We start from the raw sequence: 22846 nt of genomic DNA, 5'->3' as shown, positions 1-22846 counted from the left end.
TTAGGGAAAGTCTTTTTCAACCGAGGCGGCCTTCTTTAGGGTTATAGAATCGCTCTAAGCGCATTAGAAACACGACGATGGGTAACTGAACGATCCAAGGGGCTGAGGCAAAACCCCAAAAGAAACACACGACGGCAGTTAAGGCAGCGAGAGTAAAAGAAAGGTCTTTAGAGGTTCGCAGATAAACCCAGGCTGCTAAGAAGGCGATGGTCAGTAAAAGTAAATAAGAATAGGGCAACCTCTCCACCTCCATGTATGCTAGCCAGTGGTTAGAACTGAACTGCTTTAATAAAAAGATTAGAACTTAACTGTGAAGAACTTGTGAAGGCTAAGAATTTTTTTTACAAGCACTCCAATCTCACCAACTAACGGCAAGGCTTATCCCAACAGTGTTTGCTCAATCAAGGTGAACGCCTCGCCGCTTTTTGTAACAAAAATATTACTCACACATAAGTGTGTGCTACCAGTGTGTCCTCTGATACCAATATAGGGTGATAATCTGCGATCCCAAAGCCGAAGTCATACCGTTAACGTAAGCAACTTAAGCAGTTTATGGGGATACACCGGCAGTCAACTTCTCGATTCGTTGGGTTCGCTTTGACTTCAAAACCGGCCTGTAGCGAGCCAACCGCCCTCCCTTAAGATTTCTTTACAAACTGCGGAATATACGGATATCCTTAACAATTAATTCGGAATTTGCGGCTTGTGGTTTTTGCTAGTGATCCCGTTATTGCTGTAACTTTTTTGGTTAAAGAGACACCTCAAGCCACAGAATCATCACCCATGAGATCAGTAACCAAACCTTAATTAAGCAGGCTAAACAATTTAGGGCAATGTGCCGGCAGTCAACGCCTCAATTGATTCAAATCACTTTGACCTAAACTTCATTGACGGCAAGCTAAGCGCACGGGTCTTAACACTTCCTTACAAATTGCGGAAAATACTGAGATTACTTAATCTAAAATTCCGGATTTATAGTCGCAGTTTTTGTCAATTGTGGCGTAACGACTTTTGCCATTTTGGGTGAGACGCTATGCCAAACAGAATCATGACTGATGAGATGCGCGATGACAAAACGCCTGACGAGGTCATTGTCCGCGCACAGCCGCGCCAACCTGTTACAGATCCCACCCTGGGCATTTCCGTTTCAGTTGATCGAGAAGGCACCCCCCAACACCGGCTTGTGACAATTGGAGACTCCCTAACACATGGCTTTCAAAGTGGGTCCATATTTAATACAAACCTCTCCTACCCCGCCATCATTGCCTGGGAAATGGACTGGGACGAGAAATTCCGTCACCCACTGCCCTACAGCGGCTGGGGGGGATTGCCTTTTAACATAGAAGCGCTGATTCGCCGGTTAGAACAACAGTTTGGCGACAAGCTGGACTGGTGGGAATTAGCCGGTGCTGTGTTTTCAGTACATCAATATATGGCTGATGTAGAAGAGTGGTGGGAACGCGGTCCCGGTTCTCGCATCCCCAACCAAAAAGGAATTAACCACAACTTGGCAGTTTACGGCTGGGATTTGCGCGATACTCTCTCGCGCAACGCAGATATCTGCCGGCAACTCCTCGAAGAACCCAAAGATAATTTGTTTCGCCAGATTGTCGAGAATGCCAACGAACGCGCCGCCTTATACGTTTTGGACTCAGCACGGGACACTCAGGGTAAGGCACTCACGCCCCTAGAAGCGGCAGCAGAACTGGGCAAAGACGGAACCCACGAAACCGGCACCGGCGACGGCATTGAAACGCTGATTATCTTTCTAGGCGCGAACAATGCTTTGGGCAGTGTTATTCAACTGAAGGTGGCGTGGAGCCAAGATGGTTATGACGATTTGGATCGCAAACAACAGTTTACTGTTTGGAATCCGATTCACTTTAAAAAAGAGCTAGACGAAGTTGTTGCCCAAGTCAAAAAGATGAAGGCGCGGCACGTTATTCTGGCAACCGTTCCCCATGTCACGATTATCCCCCTTGCCCGTGGTGTGGGCGAGAAGGTGGCACCGGGTTCTCGATATTTCCCTCACTATACGCGTCCCTGGATTAGTGATCGAGATTTCAATCCGAAAGATCACCCGTGCATCACTGAACTGGAGGCGAGAGCGGTTGATAGTGCGATTGATCAATATAATGAAGCGATTACGGAAGCGGTACGTGGTGCCCGCAAAGACGGCCTGGATTGGTATCTATTCGATGTTGCTGGCATCATGGATCGCTTAGCTTACCGGCGCTATATTGATGACCCCTTAGCCAGACCTGAATGGTGGACTCCCTATGAGCTTCCTGCTGAGCTTCAAGCGCTTTCACCTGTGCCGAATTCTCGCTTTTTTACTTCAGAGATGGTTGCCGGCGAAGCGGTTCGCACCAATGGCGGTTTATTTTCTCTTGATGGCATTCATCCGACAACGATTGGTTATGGAATATTAGCCCAGGAATTTATTAACATCATGCAGCAAGCCGGTGTGAAATTTTATCTGGGGGATGGTCGCACTCAGCGAAATGGGCCGGTTCGGGTAGATTTCAATCGGTTGATTGCCCTGGATACACTAATTTCTGACCCACCGCGCTCTCTCTCCAATCAATTGGATTTAATTGCTTGGCTTGACCAACGATTGAAAATATTTAGTCGTTTGTTAAGGCGGGGTGCTTGAGTTGGGAGTTGTGGGTTAGGGGTGAGCGGGAATTCTGAGAAAAACAGAATTCTCGCAAAAACCGGCATCGGGGGAGAGTGCATTCAATTCGGGTCAAGCTCACTCCTCAATTTTCTCTTCCCCAGGATGCCTCAGTTGCGATGAATTCCCCATAAGCCCAATTCTTGATAGATTTTACTAGCCTTATTTCATCGCTAAAATTCCCCAGCGCACTCCCTCGAATAAATAGTAGCCGCCAATTAGAATTAGCACCACGCTCGCAAAGCGAATGATGGTTTGAGAGTAGTTGAGTAAAAAGCGGGTTTGTTTGACGAAACCTGTGAAAAGACTGGCAAAGAAAATAATTGCTGTATAACCAAGTGAATAACTGATCATCGTCAGTGTGCTTAAAACTTGGGAACCCGTTGCGCCGCCGGCAGTGAGAACGGCAAACATAACCGGACTGGTACAGGGAGAACTTAACAGTGCGAAGGTTAACCCGACACCATAAGGGCCAGCAATTGGTAATTTAAAATCAATTTGGGGTAAAGCCAGAGGCACGATGCCGGCTAAATTTAGCCCCATCAGCACAATAATTGCACCCACTGCGATTTGGATGTAACCCCGAAAATAAATCATCACCGCCCCAGCAAAGGAAGAAAAGAACCCAAATAAGCTGAGAATAGTGACAACGCCTAAAACAAATGAGCCGGCTTTGATAAAGGCATCCCAACGAGAGGTAATTTCGCGGGTGCCGATGTAGCTGAGATTAACCGGCAGTAGCGATAAAATGCAGGGCGAGATACTCGCAATCAGTCCGCCGACAAAGGCTAAGGGAATTAAAACGAACGGGTTATTCGTTACTTTAGATTCAAACCATCCCTGATAACTTTCGGCTACTCCGAAAACGAAATTCTCAAAAGGTTCGGATAAAAACCGCAAGTTGAGCCGGCTGTAAATCAGAACCAGTAAAACTGATCCCCCAAACAGCGCCCCCAATATTAGGATTTTTGAATGATTGCTTTTAGGGAAGTTTTGGGTGAACCATTTGGTGCGATTCATTTTTATTTTAGAGTTTAGATTGCAGATAAAGTTAAATCTGGTAAAAATTATAAGTCAGTTGATTTTGATTAAATCAAATCAATGATAAATTACCAAAATTTAACCTGAAAAAGGGCAGTTGATTACAAGGTCAATTGGTAAAGTTGCGCGGCCCTTGATAGCCGGAATAATCTGCAAGTGCCTCTAAAGGAAGTCCACCGGGAGGGTATAAATAACCGTTAATTTCCCAAGTGGGGAAAGCTCTGATCTTCGCTTGCCGGCACAAGTCGGTTTGAGGGTTTTTGCCGGCAGGATCGCACTCAATATAATTGATTTGGCTGGCTGCTTCTGAGCCAAAACGATAAAGCTGCCTCTGACAGGTTGAACACCAGTAAGTGCCATACATTTTAGCGCCGGCTTGTTTGAGATGCATCGCTAAAGCCAGTTTTCCGGGAATGGCGCTTGTTTTGGTTTTTTGTTTAGCCGTGTTCAAGTTGCGTTGATATTCTGCTACCTTTTTCTGCGCCTGGGCTTTTTTGGGATGGGTTGCCGGCACAGCTTTCATCTGCGTGATTGCTGCTTGCCACTTGCTAGAAACCAAGTTCCAATCATCCGGAGATTGAGCAGTTTGAGAGAGGGTTGCCGCACTCAAGGCTGTATCTTGCGCCCATTCAAACGGATCGGCACCGTTTGGTAAGGCAGTTTGAGCAGTTTGATTGTTGGGTGCCGGTTTCGCCGGCGCAGCGGATTTGGGTGCAGGTGCAGCTTGCGGGGGTGGCGCTGCCGGTGGGGTTGGAGGCGGTGCCGGTTCCCCACACCCAGCCACCAGTAATAGCAGCGCGATCGCTGTCGTACGGATGGTGAGGGCACGTAGGCTAACTAATTGGGGTTGCATGGCTTTCATAGAGGAAGATGCTTGGCTTTTCCGAAAGGCTCCTCTTCAGTTTTAGCCTGAGAACTCCCTTAACAGTGAGAATATAAATACTTTTTTATAATTGCGCTATCAATCCACTATTTTTGTAATGCGCCGGCTCACTTCAGCCTGTAAAAATGGCCGGCACTTCCCCTTCTTCAATTATTCAATTGCATTTACCACTGCCCAAGCTTGATTTAAAACCTCAGAAGCCTGGGCTGCTTGTTGATTTTCAGTTAAAGACTTAGCCATGTAAACTAAAATTCTTCCTTTGTCTAAGGTATTTGGGATTTTTTGGGCAACTTGTAACGCGCGTTCGACTTGTCCGGATGCAGCCAAGGACGAAGAAATGCTGCCAAATAATCCGTGTCTAATCGCATCATCCTTCTGGGAATCTGCTATATGCAAAGCTCGTTCGACTTGCCCCAATGAAGTTAATTTAGAAACGAGGAAACTTAACAACCGAGATTGAGTAAAAGAATCAATTTCAAGCGTTCTTACCACTTGTAAAACTTTTTCGGCTTGGGCAGATGACGTTAAGTTGAAAATGATTTGACTGAACAATTCAGTTTTCAGGGAAGCAATGGAAGAATTTACCTTGATGGTTTGCGCCACCTCCAACGCTGGTTCAACTTTTCCGGCTTTTAGCAACTTAGTAGCGATGCTAGACAATACCCAAGGTTGACGAAATTCAGTGAGTGTTTTTACCAATTGCAAGGCGCGATCAGTTTGTCCTAAGTCTGCCCTTTTTTCAACAATCATACGCAGCAGATCGAATTTGCGATCTTCAGTATGAATGGTTTGTACGAGTTGTAAAGATTGGGAGAAAAACGCCTCGCTTTGCTTTTCGTCACCGGCTTTGGCGTGTAAGCCGGCTAATTGAATCAATACCTGAGCTTTTGCATCGTTATCTGGTATCGTTTGCGCGACTTGTAAAGCGTGGCTAACGTGTCCTAATGATGCCATTGAACTTGCAATGCCATGCAACACAGGGCTTTTTCCATAAGGACTTGTGACCATTTCTGCGATCTGCAAGGCGCTATCAATTTGTGCAGCTTCAACGAATTTGACAGCAATATCTCTCAACACCCAAGAGTTTTCGGTTTCATTATTATAGGTTTTGGCTAGTTGAAAAGCGCGATCAAAGTTTCGCGTTTCAACTAACTTGGCACCAATTTTACTCACCGCATGAGCTTGCCAAGATTCAACAGAACTGCTTTGTGCAAGCTGTAAGGCTTTATCAAAGTTTCCCGTTTCTGCTAATGTTACAGCAATCTCGCTCAATACACGGGCTTTCTCCATTTTGTCTGGAATGGATTGTGCTGCTTGAATTGCGCGATCAGTTTGTCCTGCTTTTGTTAACTGGATAACAACCGGCTGCAAGGCAGAGGTTTTCATAGAGTTATCTTTGATGCTTTGTGCGACTTCCAAGGCTTGATCGAGTTTTTTATCCTCTACTAAGTTAATTACGATTGAATGTAATGCTGAGGCTGTATCAGAGTTACTTCTAATCATTTGTGCAACTTGCAAGGCTTGCTCAAATTTTCTGGCTTTTGCCAATTCTGAGGCAAGCTGACTCAGCATCCTGGGTTTGATGATAATATGCGAGACAGATTGGGCGAACTGTAAAGCCGGCTCATATTTTCCCGTTTTAACTAAGTGAGCGGCGATTTGTGAAAAGCTGTGAACCATTGGACCGGCAACCATTTTTCTCAGAAATTTATCTTTGATGTTTGGCTGATGTTGCAAAGATTGAGCGAGAAGTTGCAATGCTTGCTCTGTTCTTCCCACTGCTACTAACTTGGAAGCAATATAACTCAATACCGCAGCTTTTTGATAGGGATCTGAGATGGTTTCTACCACCTGCAAAGATTGAGAAAACAGTTTTTCAGCTTGCTCTGTTTGGTGGAGAGAAATAAAGAGGATGCCGGTTTCAGCCAATAGGGCAGCTTTTGAGGCAAGCTTGTTAAAGACGAGTAACTTCTCCTGTTCAGGACTAGGACTGAATGACAAGGCAGGGAGATTTGATGAGATGCCGATAGTTGTGAGAAAAGGGTGAGGGATGAAGGTAGCAAAAAGGGTGATCAGGACGAGGAGGATTTTTTGAGTTCGCATAGTTTCAAGGGGAATGAATGGTTGGTTAAGTGCCGGCACACACCGGCATTTAACTATTCACTCCTGCCGGCTTCATTTCCCTAAAAAATGAGAGAGCCGGTTTTATCCTTCAATCGCATTGGGTTGGCAATTTCAGCAAACACCTTCGTAGCCATGAGCTAGCCAAATTATTAAAGTAGCGATACCTTTACATCTACATCAAGCAATCACTTTTGTTTTTCCTGACGCACCCGATTTTGACTTGCGCTTCACCACAATTTCCACATCACAACCCAGCGCATTGAGAAACCGAAAGCACCTTTCTGTTGAAAAACCTGTCAGTTTCCCTCTCATCAAAGCAGAAACTTTCGGCTGGTCAATTCCAAGCAGTTCCGCCGCTTCAGTTTGAGTGAGGTGGCGTTCAAGTAAAAATGAATGTTGAATACTTCTGCACTCGCCTGAAACACCCCTTAAGATCAAAGGTGAAGAAATATTTCCGGGTTTAGGCTATGAAACGCATCGTTCTGATTGCTGGGTTTGAATCGTTCAACACCGGCTTATACCGGCAAGCGGCGAAACTGGCAACCGCTCGCTGTCCAGATTTGGATATTCGGGTATTTAGTGATCGTGACATCTCCAGCCAACCAGAGGCAATCGCAACGGCTTTGCAAGAGGCGGATGTGTTCTTTGGCAGTCTGCTGTTTGATTACGATCAAGTGCTTTGGCTGCGCGATCGCACGCAACATATCCCCATTCGCTTAGTGTTTGAGTCTGCGCTGGAATTGATGAGTTTGACGCAGATCGGGGCGTTCAAAATTGGGGATAAACCCAAGGGAATGCCGAAGCCGGTTAAGTTTATTTTGGATAAATTTAGCAATGGCAAAGAGGAAGATAAACTTGCGGGATATATTAGCTTTTTAAAGACAGGGCCAAAGCTTTTAAAATATGTGCCGGTGCAAAAAGTTCAAGACTTACGCAACTGGTTAATTATTTATGGTTATTGGAATGCCGGCGGTTCTGAAAATGTGGCGTCTATGTGTTGGACGCTGGCGGAGAAATATTTGGGGTTAAAGGTCGGGGAAATTCCGCTGCCGGTGGAAACTCCAAACATGGGATTATTGCACCCAGATTACCCCGGTTATTTTGACTCACCCCGGCACTATTTAGAGTGGTATCAGCACAGAGTCAAAGGTCAATACTCTACCCCATGCCCAACCGTTGGTATTTTATTATACCGCAAACACGTTATTACAAAACAGCCCTATATTCCCCAAATGATCCGTCATTTTGAAGCGGCAGGATTAATTCCTTTACCGATATTTATTAATGGTGTTGAAGGTCATGTAGCGGTTAGAGATTGGATGACAACGGCTTATGAAACTGAACAGCGCCGACAGGGCAATAATGAGACCTTATCTTTATCTAAAGATGCCGTAGAAGTCGATGCTATTGTTTCTACAATTGGCTTTCCTTTAGTTGGTGGGCCGGCAGGTTCAATGGAAGCAGGCCGGCAAGTGGAAGTTGCGAAGCGTATTCTTTCTGCTAAAAATGTACCCTACATTGTTGCGGCACCTTTATTAATTCAAGATATTCACTCTTGGACTCGCAAAGGAGTTGGAGGATTGCAAAGTGTTGTTTTATATGCTTTACCCGAATTAGATGGGGCAATTGATACCGTTGCGCTTGGGGGTTTGGTGGGAGAAGATATTTATTTGGTTCCGGAACGGTTGCAGCGTTTAACCGGCAGATTAAAACACTGGATTGAATTAAGAAAAACAAAGCCGGCAGATCGGCGAATTGCAATCATTTTATATGGCTTTCCGCCAGGATATGGTGCAACCGGCACCGCAGCTTTATTAAATGTGCCGAAATCGCTTCTGAAGTTCCTTCACGCACTCAAAGAACAAGGTTATACGGTTGGAGAATTACCTGAAGATGGGGAAGAATTAATCCGTTGGGTGAAAGAGGCGGATGAAGGAACCACAGATGCACACAGATTAACACAGATGGAAGGTCAAGATATGGGCGTTGAGCAGCGTCTATCTGCGAATAATACTGTCAATGTTAAAACTCTAGAAGAATGGTTAGGATATCTGCTTAAAACTCGCATTGAAAAGCAGTGGCAATCTCTGACAGGCACAGGTATTAAAACTGATGGAGAGGAATTTCAGATTGGTGGCATCCAATTGGGGAATGTTTGGATTGCGGTACAGCCTCCTTTAGGCGTTGCCGGTGATCCAATGCGGTTAATGTTTGAGCGGGATTTAACGCCACATCCTCAATATGCTGCGTTCTATAAATGGCTACAAAATGATTTTAATGCCCATGCAGTTGTTCACTTCGGAATGCACGGCACAGTTGAATGGTTGCCTGGCTCTCCTCTGGGAAACACCGGCTATTCTTGGTCGGATATTCTCTTAGGAAATTTGCCGAATCTCTATATCTATGCGGCCAATAATCCTTCGGAATCAATTTTAGCAAAACGTCGCGGTTATGGCGTGTTAATTTCTCATAATGTCCCGCCTTATGGACGTGCCGGCTTGTATAAAGAATTAATAACTCTCAGAGATTTAATTTCCGAATACCGAGAAGATCCGCAGAAAAACTCTGCACTGAAGGAAGCGATTTGCCAGAAAATTGTAGATGCCGGCGTTGAAGCCGATTGTCCCTTTGAAGATGCCAAAAAATTTGGGATTGCTTTCACTCCAGAAAATGCCAGGATGTTCAGTAAGGATGCACTTTCACAGTATTTTGTCAAGGTTTATGAATACCTGCAAATCGTAGAACAACGATTATTTTCCTCTGGGTTGCACACCCTTGGAGAACCGCCGAATGAAGAAGCGTTAAAATCCTATCTTAATGCTTACTTTGGAGAAGATATCTCAGAGGATGCTATAAAGATTGCCGGCTCCAAAAATGGCAACTCGTTAACAAATGGGGGTTCAATAGAGAAACTAGAAGCCGCTTTCAAAATCCAAACTTTACTCGCACAAACGACAGACGAATTAACCAATCTTTTACGGGGATTAAATGGTGAATATATCCCACCGGCACCCGGAGGTGATTTGTTACGAGATGGCCCTGGTGTGCTGCCCACGGGACGCAATATTCATGCTTTAGATCCTTATCGGATGCCCTCACCGGCAGCCTATGAACGCGGTCGAGAAATCGCCCAAAAAATCATCAACCAGCATTTGCAAGAAAATGGCAAATATCCCGAAACAGTTGCCGTCATGCTGTGGGGATTGGATGCGATTAAAACCAAGGGAGAATCCCTCGGAATTTTGCTAGAATTAGTTGGAGCGCAACCTGTAAAAGAAGGCACAGGGCGAATTGTTTGTTATCAGTTAAAGCCCTTATCAGAAGTGGGTCATCCCCGCATTGACGTTTTAGCAAATCTGTCGGGAATTTTCCGAGATAGCTTTGTCAATATTATTGAATTGCTGGACGATTTATTTCAACGCGCTGCTGAAGCAGATGAACCGGAAGAACAGAATTTTATCCGCAAACACGCTTTATCTTTAAAAGCGCAAGGCGTGGAAAATGCCTCAGCGCGATTGTTTTCTAATCCTGCCGGTGATTTTGGTTCGCTTGTGAATGATCGCGTCACAGATGGGAATTGGGAATCTGGGGAAGAATTGGGAAATACTTGGCAAGATCGCAATGTTTTTAGTTATGGGCGTAAAGATAAAGGCGAAGCACGGCGAGAAGTGCTGAATGAGCTGTTAAAAACAAGTGATCGAATTGTTCAAGAAATTGATTCTGTTGAATACGGTTTAACCGATATTCAAGAATATTACGCAAACACCGGCGCGTTAAAACGGGCAGCCGAAAAACAAAGTGGGAAAAAAGTAACCGCGAGTTTTGTTGAAAGCTTTTCTAAAGACACCACCCCGCGCAATTTAGACGATTTGTTACGTTTAGAATATCGCACTAAATTGCTGAATCCAAAATGGGCGGAAGCAATGGCAAATCAAGGCAGTGGCGGCGCTTATGAAATCTCTCAACGAATGACCGCATTAATTGGGTGGGCCGGCACCACTGATTTTACCGATTCATGGGTTTATAATCAGGCAGCAGATACCTACGCTTTAGATCCAGAAATGGCGAATAAATTGCGAGAAGCAAATCCAGAAGCATTTCGCAACATTGTGGGACGAATGTTAGAAGCAAATGGGCGAGGTTTTTGGCAGCCGGATGCCGATAAATTACAAAAGCTGCGCCAATTATATGAGCAATCCGATGCAGAGATTGAAGGAGTGCCGGTGTAGAAAATATGATACCTCTGAAAATTGAAGGATCAAAATAGGCAATAGCAGATTTCTACCAAAAATGGCAAATTGGAGAATTTGTCCTATTTGCTTCGATCCTGCAGGATAACTTTCGCCCAGATAGTGATGTTGAGCTTGATTAAAGAAAAGCCGGCGCAGAAAATAGCAGACACAACAAAATAAACTTTAGACTAATGTTCGTAGTCTTGAATCGACCGCCCTCACCAAATGTCTGCTCAATTTTACCGTTCATCCATTCCCCAGATTACGGTTAAAGAACTTGCCCACCGGCTGTCATCAGACACCACCGGCAACCTGCAACTGTTAGATGTGCGCGAACCGTCCGAAGTTGCGATCGCTAACCTAGAAGGTTTTCACAACCTCCCCCTAAGCGAATTTGCCGAATGGTCTGGCGAAATTCCCACCCGCCTTGACCCCCAGGCCGAAACCCTCGTACTCTGCCATCACGGGGTTCGATCCGCTCAAATGTGCCAGTGGTTGATGTCGCAGGGTTTCACCAATGTCAAAAATGTGGTGGGGGGAATTGATGCCTACTCACTTGAGGTCGATCCAACCATTCCCGCGTACTAACTGACGCAGTGGGGACGCCGGCACTTGGCTGTGTTTGCGATCTCTTTAGCAGCCAGCTGAGTGCAACCCCCTAATATCTGTTATCTTAAATCCACTCGCCCTGATTCACTCACCCCTGCTGAGCTGAATAAGTCCATCGGGTTAAAGGTAGCAAATGCGGGTAAACGAACCCAGCCGCCAATCGCCCTACCGGGAAGGATATCTGGCTGATTGCAGGCTTCCTTAAGTATCATTTAAATCAATCATTGCAAATTTTTTTTTAACCCCTATTTAATTCGCAATCTGCGGAAATGTGTGTGCAAGTGAATCTGACAGATCGACAACTACATATACTTTGGGCGACAGTGCGGCATTACATTGCAACTGCAGAGCCGGTTGGCTCAAAAGCATTGGTCGATGAGTATAATCTCAGCGTCAGCCCAGCGACGATTCGCTCTTGCTTGGGCTACTTAGAAAAAGCCGGTTTACTTTATCAACCGCACACCTCTGCCGGTCGGGTGCCCTCTGACTCTGGCTACCGCATTTATGTTGACCAGCTAATCAAGCCTTCCGAGGCGCTGACACGCAATGTGGAACACTTACTCAGCGTCCGGCTGAATGGTGAAGATAGAAGTTTGGAAGCCTTGCTGCGCGGGGCAGCGCAACTGCTGTCCACCCTCACCGGATACATTACCCTCGTCACCATGCCCCAGACGAGTACCAGCCGGCTGCGACATCTCCAACTGGTGATGGTTGATCCAAAACGGGTGATGCTGATTGTGGTGACGGATGCTTACGAAACGCACTCAGCGTTAATGGAACTCCCGATGCCGGCAGACGACGAACCACTCGATCCAGAACCGATTGAACGCGAACTGCAAATTCTGTCAAACTTTTTAAACAGCCAGTTGCGAGAACGTCCCCTGACGGAACTCTCACAACTCGATTTGAGTGAATTAGACCGGCAATTCCAACGCTATGCCGATTTCTTAACTTCCTTGCTGGCAGATTTAACTCGCCGCCGGCAGACTCCAACCTTCACCCGCATTCTAATTAGCGGTGTGGCGGAAGTGTTGCGTCAGCCAGAGTTTTCTGAGTTAAACCAAATCCAGACATTGATGCAACTGCTGGAAGAAGAACAGGAACAATTGTGGCCGCTGATTTTTGAATCATCCGCCTCTGAAACCACCGGCAAGCGGGTAAATGTGCGGATTGGCGCAGAAAATCCCTTAGAATCGATTCGCGGCTGTACCCTAATTTCTTCCACTTACCGCCGGGGTTCAGTGCCGGTGGGCAGTGTCGGCGTCTTAGGGCCAACCCGAATGGTGTATGAGAATGCGATCGCAATGGTAGAAGCCGCCGCTGATTATCTCTCAGATGCCTTAACTCAGCCCGCTTAAATCGAAATCACTTCCACCCTGCCGGCTGTAAAATAGCCGGCAAACCCTTTATCCAACAAAAATCATAACTCCCAGTGATTAACCCTCAAATTCATCTGCGTGCATCTGCGTGCATCTGCGGTTAAAAAAAATAAAAGATGCCGGCACTCCCAAACAAACGTATCATCTTTATCTGTGTGCATCTATGGTTAAAAAATCTTATTAAAATATTTAAATTGGCATTAATTAAAAGGTCAAATCATGGTCAGAAAAATTGGATTTGGATTGCTGTGGATTGGGATGATAACTTATGCGTCTTTCATCGCACCACCTAACCAACCAGACACATTTGAACTGATTAAAAATCTTTCGCTTGGCAATTTAGAAGGCATCAACCCGCTGATTGTGGCACTGTTTTACATCATGGGGGTTTGGCCGATGATTTATAGCTGCTTGCTGTTTTTTGATGGCAGAGGTCAAAAAGTGCCGGCTTGGCCGTTCGCTGCGGTATCTTTCGGTGTAGGTGCTTTTAGTTTGTTGCCTTATTTAGCCTTACGCGAAGCCAACCCCAACTTTTCAGGAGAAAAAAACGCGTTTCTCAAGCTTTTAGACTCCCGAATTACCGGCATTTTCTTAACCTTAGCAGCTGCCGGCCTTGTTGCTTATGGCGTATTCACCGGCAATTGGGTGGATTTTATCCAGCAGTGGCAAACTAGCAAATTTATTCATGTCATGAGTTTAGATTTCTGCCTGCTGTGTCTGTTATTTCCCGCCTTGCTAGGAGATGACATGGCAAGAAGAGATATAAAAAATCCCCTGGTTTTTTGGGCAGTGGCGCTGATTCCCTTATTTGGCCCCCTCGTTTATTTGTGTCTGCGAACACCGTTGCCGGTAACAAACCCGGAAGCTCAACCAGAAGCAATAACTAGCTCCACTCACTAAGCAATTATTTCAGCGTTTCTCAGATAAAACTTGACCCAAGATAGATGCTGCTAACTTTGTCTTTTCTTTAAAATTAACAGACAATAGCAGCAATTTTTGGGTCAAGATGATGACTAGAAAAATTATTTTATTCTTGATCTGGATAGCATTTACTAGCTATACCATCAGTCTGGCTCCGCTCGATCAGCCCGATACCTGGCCTCTCGTTCAAAAGCTGCTAACGTTTCAGTTGGCAGATATTAACGCAATTATTGTATCTATATTTTGGTTCATGGGTATCTGGCCAATGATTTTTGCTTGCCTGATATTTGCTGATGGCAAAATGCAAAAAATTCGGGCTTGGCCTTCTTGGATTGGGTCGAACGGAATGGGAATAATTGGCCTGACGCCTTATTTACTTTTGCGAGCATCGAATCAAGAATTCGATGGAAAAAAGGATAAATTACTGAGAAGTTTAGATAAACGTTCCACCGGCATCGCGCTGCTTTTAACGACACTTGGCTTATTTGCTTACGCGTTTATTGCCGGCAATTGGGGCGATTACGTTCAACAATTCCAAACGCGGGCTTTTGTTCACCTGATCAGCATCGATTTTTGCCTGATGTGCCTCATATTTCCTATCACCTCATTATTTGATGATGACATGGCGCGTCGAGGTCTTAAAGATGCCCGAATTTTCTGGGCGGTGGCACTGGTTCCTCTATTTGGCCCATTAATTTATCTCTGCTTGCGCCCGCCTTTGCCAGAAGTAGAAATAGGGCGACTGCAAGAGTCGCCCCTACCGGCTATGAGTTAATCCGTAAGGTTATACGAACAACGCCGCCAACCCCTTGAGGTACATTCCAAATCAGCAATGATCGCTTAATCGGATCTACAACACTTGCATCGTCCAATGTTGAGGCTTGATCATCCAAAATAATTCGCCCTACGCGACCATTTTGCACAGGAAACTCTAACACAATTTCGCCACTGAAGCCGGCAGGGATTTTAATCGTTTTCAGTTGTTCTTTGAGCGTATTTGTGGCAGCTTCATCCAAGCCGGCAACGTTGACAATTTCCACGTGAGAATTTATTTCAGGTGTTGTAGAATATTGGTTGATTATGCCGCGTGCTTTTTCTGTGATGCTGTTAAAGAAACCCTGAATACTACCAGGATTAGCTTTTGCTTGTGGCACTTGGGGGGATGGTACTGTTGCTTGTGCATAACTACGACCTTTCAACGACCTAGAAACTGTTTTAAAACCATCTCCTAATCCTTTAGCGTTGCCAAGCAATTGATTTTCTGCAAAATTAGCATTGTCGGCACCCACAGTTGTCTCATAGCTAACGCCTTCTGCCATTTCCACCGGCACTTGCATTGAAATTCGCTTGCCTTCCGGATCAACGCGTACTTCTTCACTCACTGCAACAAACGCCGTATATTGCGACAGTAACTGATAAGCCAAAGCCATATCTGTTACCGAATCTACTAAAGATTTCTTTTCACCAGCAACCATTTGATTCATCAAATCTTTAATGCGTTGGCGTCCCCAAAGTTGAGCAATTGCCGGATTGCCGGCACCCTCAAAATTGAGGCTGAAACGCTTTTCATAGCGCTTCCCACCCGCTGTCATGCCCGTGATGTGTAGTTGCCTTGCCGTGCGGTTCTCCTGCCGGCCAAACACAACTAAAGGCTGTTCTGCAAACAAATCTGGGGCAATTGAGGGATAAATTTCTGGCTGTCTGTTGCCTTCCCAATTAATTTGAATATTCGTCAGCACCGGATTATTAATTTGGCGGAAAAACTTCTCAGCGGCTTCATCAGGGGATTCATCTTGTCGCACAACTTGGCACGTCCCTCGCCCAATTTCTGCAATCCGATTGAGTAAGAATCGGTTGACAGAACTGCCCACCCCAAAACTATAAAGTCGATTGCCTGGTTTAAGATTTTGCTGCACTTCAGCCAGGATTTCATTATCATTGCCAATGTAGCCATCTGTTAGCAGCACGATACTCCGCAAACGTCCTGCCGGCGCAGCGGGGAAATTCATCACCGCTTTAATGCCATTCAACAATTCAGTCCCGCTCTGGGCATTTAACTGATTGATGTAGTCAATTGCTTTCTGTCGGTTTTTGGGAGTATTTGGCAATGGGTTAGCAGAAAGTTGCCGGGTGGTATCAGAAAAGTCAATAATGCTGAAAGTATCGTCAGGATTTAAACCCTTAATAAATCGATGCATCAATTCCCTACATTGCCGAATTGGAGCGCCAAATTGAGAACCAGAGGTATCCACTAGAAACACAACATCTTTGGCAACAATCTCATCAGTTTTGTATTTCAAAGCCGGGATGAAATAAAGGGCATAATGAGCGCCCCGTTCATCTGCTTGCGCTAAAATTGTCGCTTCAGTTTTATTGCCGGCAATCCGATAGCGCAGAATTAAATCTTTGTTGGGAATCGTATCTTCGCCGCCCAACTTCACCTGCACAATTTGACCTTCATGTTCAATTTGTAATTGGTGAGAAGTCGAACGCACATCAGAAATAGACAAGCCGGTGTCTATTTCAACCGTTACCCCAATATCATGACGAGAGCGCATTTCTGGCGGAATAAATGGCGGATTAATCCGCGAGGCATCGGGCACTTGATCGGTATCTCCACTGCCATCTATTAGCGTCCCAGGAATATAACGCGGTCCCACTACCATTGGGAAGACAAATTCGTAATCACCGCCCTCAAATTTAAGACTATCTGTGTAGCGAATGGTGACATCAATTTGTTCGCCCGGTTGAATATTTGCGAGAGATTGGGTAAAAATATTATCTCGTTCTTGTTCTAAAAGGCCGGCAGTTCGTCCTTGCCGCTTTGCTTGTTCGTAAATTTGCTTGGCTTCTTCTCGTTTTTTAATGCTGCCTTTAATGATTCGTTCACCAATTTTAATTTCCATGTCATCCACCGCCGCTTCATCCGGTAATGGAAAAACATAAATTGCTTCTAACGGATCAGTGAAGGGATTTTCAAAGCTTTGCGTAACTTCAACGCGTGATAGGTTGCCGGCAATTTTTGCCAGCACTTCTGTATGTTTTAAAGGGAAAACCAGCTTTTCGCCTGCCGGGGATTCGACGTATAAGCCACCTAAACGATCTTTTGCAGTATTGGGCATCAGTTTTAACCTCTTAGCTTGAGCAAGCGTCAAATGGGCGGTTGGTGTCGCCGGCAAGCCTTATGCTAGCTGCAAAAACCAATACCCCTCAAAAGACTTAAAGAATACTTAAGATAATGTGCTTTCTACCATCGCATCTATGAAACCTAATTCCTGCATCGTTACTGTTTTGGTAACAGGCATTTTATATTAAAGTGGGATTTAACAGGACAACGGTTATCCTATTAGCCTGAATCAAATAAAAATGTCCCATCCGAAAAGGACTCAAGATTGTGGAAAAAACCGAAAAACAAAAAATGTTAGCCGGCGAACTTTATCTGGCTTCCGATGCTGAGTTAGTTGCTGAACGTAAACGAGCGCGTCGCTTGCTGCGGATGTATAACACGACAACAGAGGAAGAACCGGAAAATCGAGTAAAAATATTACAAGAATTATTTGCTCAAGTCGAGCCTGATGTTGAAATTGAGCCGCCTTTTTATTGCGACTATGGCAGCAATATTTATGCCTGCAGCAAATTTTATATGAACTTCGGCTGTGTGATTCTCGACTGCAATCGAGTTGAGATCGGTGATAACGTTTTGTGTGGCCCTTACGTTCAAATTTACACAGCTTCTCACCCAACCAAACCTGAAACTCGTCTATCTGGCAAAGAATTAAGCGCTCCTGTCAAAATTGGCAGTAATGTTTGGATTGGGGGCGGTGTTATTATTTGTCCGGGAGTAACCATTGGGGATAATACCACCATTGGTGCCGGCAGCGTGGTTGTCAAAGATATTCCTGAAAACGTGATCGCTGCCGGCAACCCTTGCAGAATAATTCGACATTTACCTTAAATGAGGTACTTAAGAATACGAGGGTAGGGTCAGTTTTTGAAGTGGAACCCCCCCTTTTTTTAGGTAAATTTTCCCTTAGATTGGGAGAAAAGGGTTAAATCTCGCAAGTTTACAGAAAGATTTCCAGCAATTTGTTAGAAAATTCAGTAATATTGCGGATGCCCGACTTTCCCGAAATCAGGTTCTATAAAGGTAATATCATAAGGTAGTTGAAATTCCTGTTTAGTTAATGTTTAATCAGGCTTCGCATCTACCCAGGCGCATACTCTGCCTGCATCTACTCTACAAATATATGCAAGGCATCTACTCTACGGATTGCGGGAATCTACTTAGATGAATGGGTTAGAAAGCCATTAAGGGTTTTAGGGAAAATAGTTGAGCTTGCCGGGTTAAAAACTCTTCGGGAGAGAGTTCGGCAATTGCTATAGGGGAGTTACAAAAGCGCTTTCAGCTTAGCAGCGAAGCGTAAAACTTACGGGTGACAAGAAACTTTCCTTAGCCAGATTTTTTAGGGTTTTTGTACTTTTTATTTCCGCACAACAAGCTTAAATCGACTGTTAGTGTGGCGGCAAAAAAGCAGGATGATTTCACACCCTGCCGGCTTTGCTTTGGCGTCAAATTCCATTGTTAGCTCAAGGAATTTAATTGCCTAAACTTAGCTGAATTTATCCTGAAGATCTACGACTCAATCAAAAAATATTTAAATCGCAACTGTCCTGATGTAGCGATGAAACTCTGAAAGGTTAAATATGAAGTTTTTTAAAGCAGATTAGATTTGACATCTAAAACCTTCCTTTAAAAAGCCATGTAGGGGTTGACTTAGAAAATCGATTTCTAAAGTTTTACCCCTTAGTTAAACGCATCGAGAGTCCTAAAAAATAAGGATTTTAAACTGTAGTTGCGTTTTGGTGTAGGTGTAAAAGCCGGCGAGTCACATAAGTTCTAAAAAACTTAACTTGTCCAGCCAGAAACTGCACGCAGTATGTCTGGGTTTTATCTACCAGCCAACATTATTCTGGAAGACTCAAAATGACCGCTCATATCGCTTCAATCAATCCAAATTTTGACGCTAAAAACTCCCAGCCGCGTTCGCTAGTCTTCATTGATGAAAGCGTGAGTGACAGCCAATTATTAGCAGCCGGCGTATCCGAGGGGATGAAGGTAATTACCCTGAAACAGGATAGTGATGGAATCGATCAAATCACTACCGAACTTCAAAAATATGCGGATATTTACGGTTCAATCGACGCGATTCATATCTTTTCTCATGGAAGTTCGGGAAATGTCTACCTGGGAAATAGCAGCCTCAATTCAAATACCTTAGAAAGCTATCAAAGCCAGTTGGGGCAGTGGAAAGACGCACTCAGTGAAAATGCAGATATCAAATTTTACGGGTGCGATGTTGCCGCCGGCACAGGTTCAGCTTTTATTTCCCAACTCAGCCAAATCACCGGGGCAGATATTGCTGCCTCCACAGATTTAACCGGCAATGATGCCAAAGGCGGCAACTGGAACTTAGAATTTGCCACCGGCAGCATCGAATCTGTTAACCCATTGCAGGGGGAAACTTTAACGGCTTATGGCGGTGTTTTAGCCACGATCACCGTCACTAATAATGCAGACACCGGCGCAGGTTCCTTAAGAGATGCCATCGCCACCGCACAAGCCGGCGATACGATTGTATTTGATCCCAGCCTCGCTGGTCAAACGATTACCTTAAGCAGTCAATTAAACATCAATAAAAACCTGATTATTGATGGCGCTAGTGCAGCCGGTGTAACCATTAGTGGTAATAATGCCACCCGCGTTTTTGAGTTACAAACCGCCCCTGACAATACCGCCATTAATGTCACCATGCGGAATCTAGTGATTGCCAATGGCAAAGTTAGTGGCATTGATGAAGCCGGTGCCGGCGCAGGCATTAAAACTGCATCTAGCACCATTTTAACGGTTGAAAATTGCCAAGTTAATAATAACTTTGCCCAGTTTGGCGGCGGGATTTTTACCGGCTTTCGTGGCAACACAACGGTTATTAACAGTACATTCGATGGCAATGATGGCACAGCCGGCAACCAAGAACGAGGCGGCGGTGCAATTGCTACCAAAAGTGAAGGCAGCCTCACCGTACAAGGTAGCCAATTTACAAATAACAAAGGCATTAACGGCGGCGCAATTAATAGCCTTTTAGGTGCATTAACCGTTGAAAATTCAACCTTCCTCAATAACGACTCAACACCCGGCGGTTCGGGAACCGTTACCAGCGGATTTGGTGGGGCAATTTATACCGATGGTGCGAGTGCTTTAATTGATGACGCAGTTGGTGGAACCATTGCGATTCGCAATAGCCGATTTGAAGGCAATAAAGGAGCCGGTCAAGGTGGGGCAATGTTTTTGTTTGGTTATGCCCCAGACAAAATCATTGTTGACGGCAGCACGATCATCAATAATCAGGTGATTAAAAATGGCACCGGCAACGCTCTCGGCGGTGGTATTCGCATGGGCAATGCGGAATATACTATCAGCAACAGCACCATTGCTAACAACTGGGCATTGACTCAGGGCGGGGGTTTGTGGACGGGTGAAGCATCACCAGGACAAATCATTAACACCACCTTTTCTGGTAATAAAGCCGAGGAACTTGATGGCAGTAGCGGCTTGGGCGGTGCCCTAATGATCAATAACTCCAGTGGCACCACCAATATTATCAACAGCACAGTTGCTAATAATCATGCCGGCTTTATGGGTGGGGCATTTTGGGGGAAAAATCTAACCACAACCGTCAAAAATTCAATTTTTGATAAAAACACTGCGGGCAATCCTTGGGGTGTCAAACAACACGTTGGTGAGCCATTAGTTGATGCCGGCGGGAATATTCAATTTCCCCCAAAAAATCCTAATGATGCTAGTGATATCAATGTCACGGCCAGCATTACAATTGCTGACCCGTTACTTGGTCCTCTGCAAGATAATGGCGGCGGCATTTTAACCCATGCTTTGCTAGCTGGAAGTCCAGCCATTGATGCCGGCACCGGCACAGGCGCACCGGCAACCGACGGGCGAGGCCAAATGCGCCCTCAAGACGGGGATAACAACGGCACCGCAGTTGCTGATGTTGGGGCTTTTGAATTTTCCGTGAATGTCCCAGAAATTGCGGTTCTAGAGGCGACAACCAACATTGTTGATGGCACCACAACAGCCCTTGACTTTGGCACCACAACCGTTGGGACTACGATCAGCAAAACCTTCACCATTAACAACACCGGCACCTCTGATCTGATCCTCAGCAACCTGCTATTGCCTACCGGCTTTACCGTTGTAGGAGCTCTTCCTGCAACCGTCGCAGCCGCAGGACAAGCAACTTTCTCGGTTCAACTCGATGCCAGTGTGGCCGGCACTTCTGCCGGTGAAATTTCCTTTACCACCAACGACAGCGACGAAAACCCCTTTAATTTCGCAATTGCCGGCACTGCTACTGCCCTAACCCCAAATACCCCAGAAATTGCGGTTCTAGAGGCGACAAGCAACATTGTTGATGGCACCACAACAACCCTCGACTTTGGCACGACAACCGTTGGGACTGCCATCACCAAAACCTTCACCATTAACAACCTCGGCACCTCTGATCTAATCCTCAGCAACCTGCTATTGCCTACCGGCTTTACCGTTGTAGGAGCTCTTCCCGCAACCGTCGCAGCCGCAGGACAAGCAACTTTCTCGGTTCAACTCGATGCCAGTGTGGCCGGCACTTCTGCCGGTGAAATCTCCTTTACCACCAACGACAGCGACGAAAACCTCTTTAATTTCGCAATTGCCGGCACTGCTACTGACCTAACACCAACTCCAACACCAACCCCTGAAGACGCAAGTTGTCTTTGCGATCAATTTCCCACTCCCAACCTCGACGTTAGCCCCAACGTCCCAGCTAGTACACTTTCAGGCGACGAGGGCAACGATACCTTAATCGCGAGCACCGCTAATGAAGCCCTTCTAGGCATGGGTGGTAGTGATCTTTTAGTTGGCTACATCGGCAACGACATCCTGCTGGGTGCGGATGGCAACGACTTGATGTACGGAAATCAAGGCGATGACTACCTTGATGGCGGCTTAGGTGCTGATACCCTCTACGGCGGCAAAGAAAATGACTCGCTGGTGGGCAATCTTGGTCAAGATATCCTAATTGGAGATATCGGTAACGACATCTTGCTAGGCGGTGACGACAACGATCTGATATTTGGTAACACCGGCGATGACTTGCTAGATGGCGGCATTGGCAACGATACCCTCCACGGCGGCAAAGAAAACGACATCGTCAAAGGGGCAGCCGGCGATGATGTTCTCCTAGGCGAGATTGGGGATGACACCCTGTGTGGCGGAGAAGGTAACGATTTATTAAATGGCAACGTCGGTGCTGACCTCATGGATGGTTGCGAGGGTGATGATAGCGTCTACGGTGGCCAAGAAAATGACACCTTGATTGGCAACACCGGCAACGACTGGCTGAGTGGCGACTTCGGCGATGACTCGATGTATGGCAACATCGGCGCGGATACCCTCAATGGTGGAGATGGCAATGACAGCCTCAATGGTGGCAAAGACAATGACATCCTCACCGGCGGCATCGGCAATGACATCCTCACCGGAGATTTTGGCAGCGACATCCTCACGGGGGGTGTTGGCAGTGATCAATTTATCTTGCGTGCCGGTTTTGGCGCTGACACCATTACCGACTTTGAAGATGGTCAAGATATTTTCCTGCTAGGCGGTGGGTTAACATTCGACCAACTCACCATTGCCGCCGGCAGCAATGCCACGTTAATCAAAATCGCCAGCACGGATGAACTTTTAGCCTCCCTTAATGGCATCTCATCCACCCTGTTCAGCGCAGCAGATTTTGCCGTAATCTAAATTTCTTGCAGGGTGCATCTACTCCAACCTGACTCCACTAAACCTTCCTCAGACTGTTTAGAAGAGTAGTATCGAGAAAGGGTAAAATGCTTCTGAGCCAGCACCCCTCAACCTCAATCA

Annotated in this window: 14 protein-coding genes; 8 read left to right on the top strand and 6 right to left on the bottom strand. The window is 45.7% G+C overall.

The window, feature by feature from the left end; translation table 11 throughout:
- Positions 1-16: 16 nt before the first annotated feature.
- Positions 17-247 carry a hypothetical protein gene (locus tag H6F73_RS25770; RefSeq protein ID WP_347239619.1) on the bottom strand — a complete coding sequence of 77 codons (231 nt, stop codon included), beginning with the start codon at positions 245-247 and terminating at the stop codon, positions 17-19.
- Between the two features lie 786 nt (positions 248-1033).
- Between H6F73_RS25770 and H6F73_RS25765 the strand changes: the two genes are divergently transcribed.
- Positions 1034-2656 carry a hypothetical protein gene (locus H6F73_RS25765; protein ID WP_190761591.1) on the top strand — a complete coding sequence of 541 codons (1623 nt, stop codon included), beginning with the start codon at positions 1034-1036 and terminating at the stop codon, positions 2654-2656.
- A 183-nt stretch (positions 2657-2839) separates the two neighbouring features.
- On the opposite strand, the gene H6F73_RS25760 is transcribed toward H6F73_RS25765, so the two are convergent.
- The 4 genes from H6F73_RS25760 to H6F73_RS25745 form a co-directional block, all read right to left on the bottom strand.
- A complete protein-coding gene (locus H6F73_RS25760; protein ID WP_190761590.1) occupies positions 2840-3697 on the bottom strand; it encodes a cytochrome c biogenesis protein CcdA in 858 nt (285 codons plus the stop codon).
- 130 nt (positions 3698-3827) lie between these two features.
- Positions 3828-4580 carry a hypothetical protein gene (locus H6F73_RS25755; RefSeq protein WP_190761589.1) on the bottom strand — a complete coding sequence of 251 codons (753 nt, stop codon included), beginning with the start codon at positions 4578-4580 and terminating at the stop codon, positions 3828-3830.
- A gap of 171 nt (positions 4581-4751) precedes the next feature.
- The gene (locus tag H6F73_RS25750) at positions 4752-6704 is read right to left on the bottom strand and encodes a tetratricopeptide repeat protein (protein ID WP_190761588.1); all 1953 of its coding nucleotides are present in this window, start codon (positions 6702-6704) and stop codon (positions 4752-4754) included.
- A gap of 198 nt (positions 6705-6902) precedes the next feature.
- The gene (locus H6F73_RS25745) at positions 6903-7163 is read right to left on the bottom strand and encodes a helix-turn-helix transcriptional regulator (protein WP_199330767.1); all 261 of its coding nucleotides are present in this window, start codon (positions 7161-7163) and stop codon (positions 6903-6905) included.
- A 29-nt stretch (positions 7164-7192) separates the two neighbouring features.
- On the opposite strand from H6F73_RS25745, the gene bchH reads away from it, so the two are divergent.
- The 5 genes from bchH to H6F73_RS25720 all read left to right on the top strand — a co-directional run bounded on the left by bchH (position 7193) and on the right by H6F73_RS25720 (position 14641).
- Entirely contained in the window at positions 7193-10954 is a 3762-nt protein-coding gene (bchH, locus tag H6F73_RS25740) for a magnesium chelatase subunit H (RefSeq protein WP_190761587.1), read from the top strand.
- A gap of 228 nt (positions 10955-11182) precedes the next feature.
- On the top strand, positions 11183-11545 hold the full coding sequence (locus H6F73_RS25735; RefSeq protein ID WP_190761586.1) for a rhodanese-like domain-containing protein: 363 nt from the start codon (positions 11183-11185) through the stop codon (positions 11543-11545).
- Positions 11546-11841: 296 nt separating this feature from the next.
- On the top strand, positions 11842-12924 hold the full coding sequence (gene hrcA / locus H6F73_RS25730) for a heat-inducible transcriptional repressor HrcA (protein ID WP_347239618.1): 1083 nt from the start codon (positions 11842-11844) through the stop codon (positions 12922-12924).
- Between the two features lie 240 nt (positions 12925-13164).
- Positions 13165-13845, top strand: coding sequence for a DUF2834 domain-containing protein (locus tag H6F73_RS25725; protein WP_190761584.1), 681 nt, complete (start codon positions 13165-13167; stop codon positions 13843-13845).
- A 106-nt stretch (positions 13846-13951) separates the two neighbouring features.
- A complete protein-coding gene (locus tag H6F73_RS25720) occupies positions 13952-14641 on the top strand; it encodes a DUF2834 domain-containing protein (RefSeq protein WP_347239617.1) in 690 nt (229 codons plus the stop codon).
- Here the strand turns inward: H6F73_RS25720 and H6F73_RS25715 are convergent.
- Positions 14631-16988 carry a VIT domain-containing protein gene (locus H6F73_RS25715; RefSeq protein ID WP_190761583.1) on the bottom strand — a complete coding sequence of 786 codons (2358 nt, stop codon included), beginning with the start codon at positions 16986-16988 and terminating at the stop codon, positions 14631-14633. The genes H6F73_RS25720 and H6F73_RS25715 overlap by 11 nt on opposite strands.
- A gap of 272 nt (positions 16989-17260) precedes the next feature.
- On the opposite strand from H6F73_RS25715, the gene H6F73_RS25710 reads away from it, so the two are divergent.
- Together H6F73_RS25710 and H6F73_RS25705 are read left to right on the top strand one after the other, a co-directional pair.
- The gene (locus tag H6F73_RS25710) at positions 17261-17821 is read left to right on the top strand and encodes a sugar O-acetyltransferase (protein WP_190761582.1); all 561 of its coding nucleotides are present in this window, start codon (positions 17261-17263) and stop codon (positions 17819-17821) included.
- 1029 nt (positions 17822-18850) lie between these two features.
- Positions 18851-22726, top strand: a complete 3876-nt coding sequence (locus H6F73_RS25705) for a DUF4347 domain-containing protein (protein WP_190761581.1) — start codon at positions 18851-18853, stop codon at positions 22724-22726.
- Positions 22727-22846: the final 120 nt, after the last annotated feature.

Origin of the sequence: Microcoleus sp. FACHB-68 (assembly GCF_014695715.1) — a bacterium.
In the GTDB taxonomy this organism is placed as follows: domain Bacteria; phylum Cyanobacteriota; class Cyanobacteriia; order Cyanobacteriales; family Oscillatoriaceae; genus FACHB-68.
The sequence above is the reverse complement of the archived record's forward strand: the minus strand, read 5'-3'. Positions and strand labels throughout refer to the sequence as shown.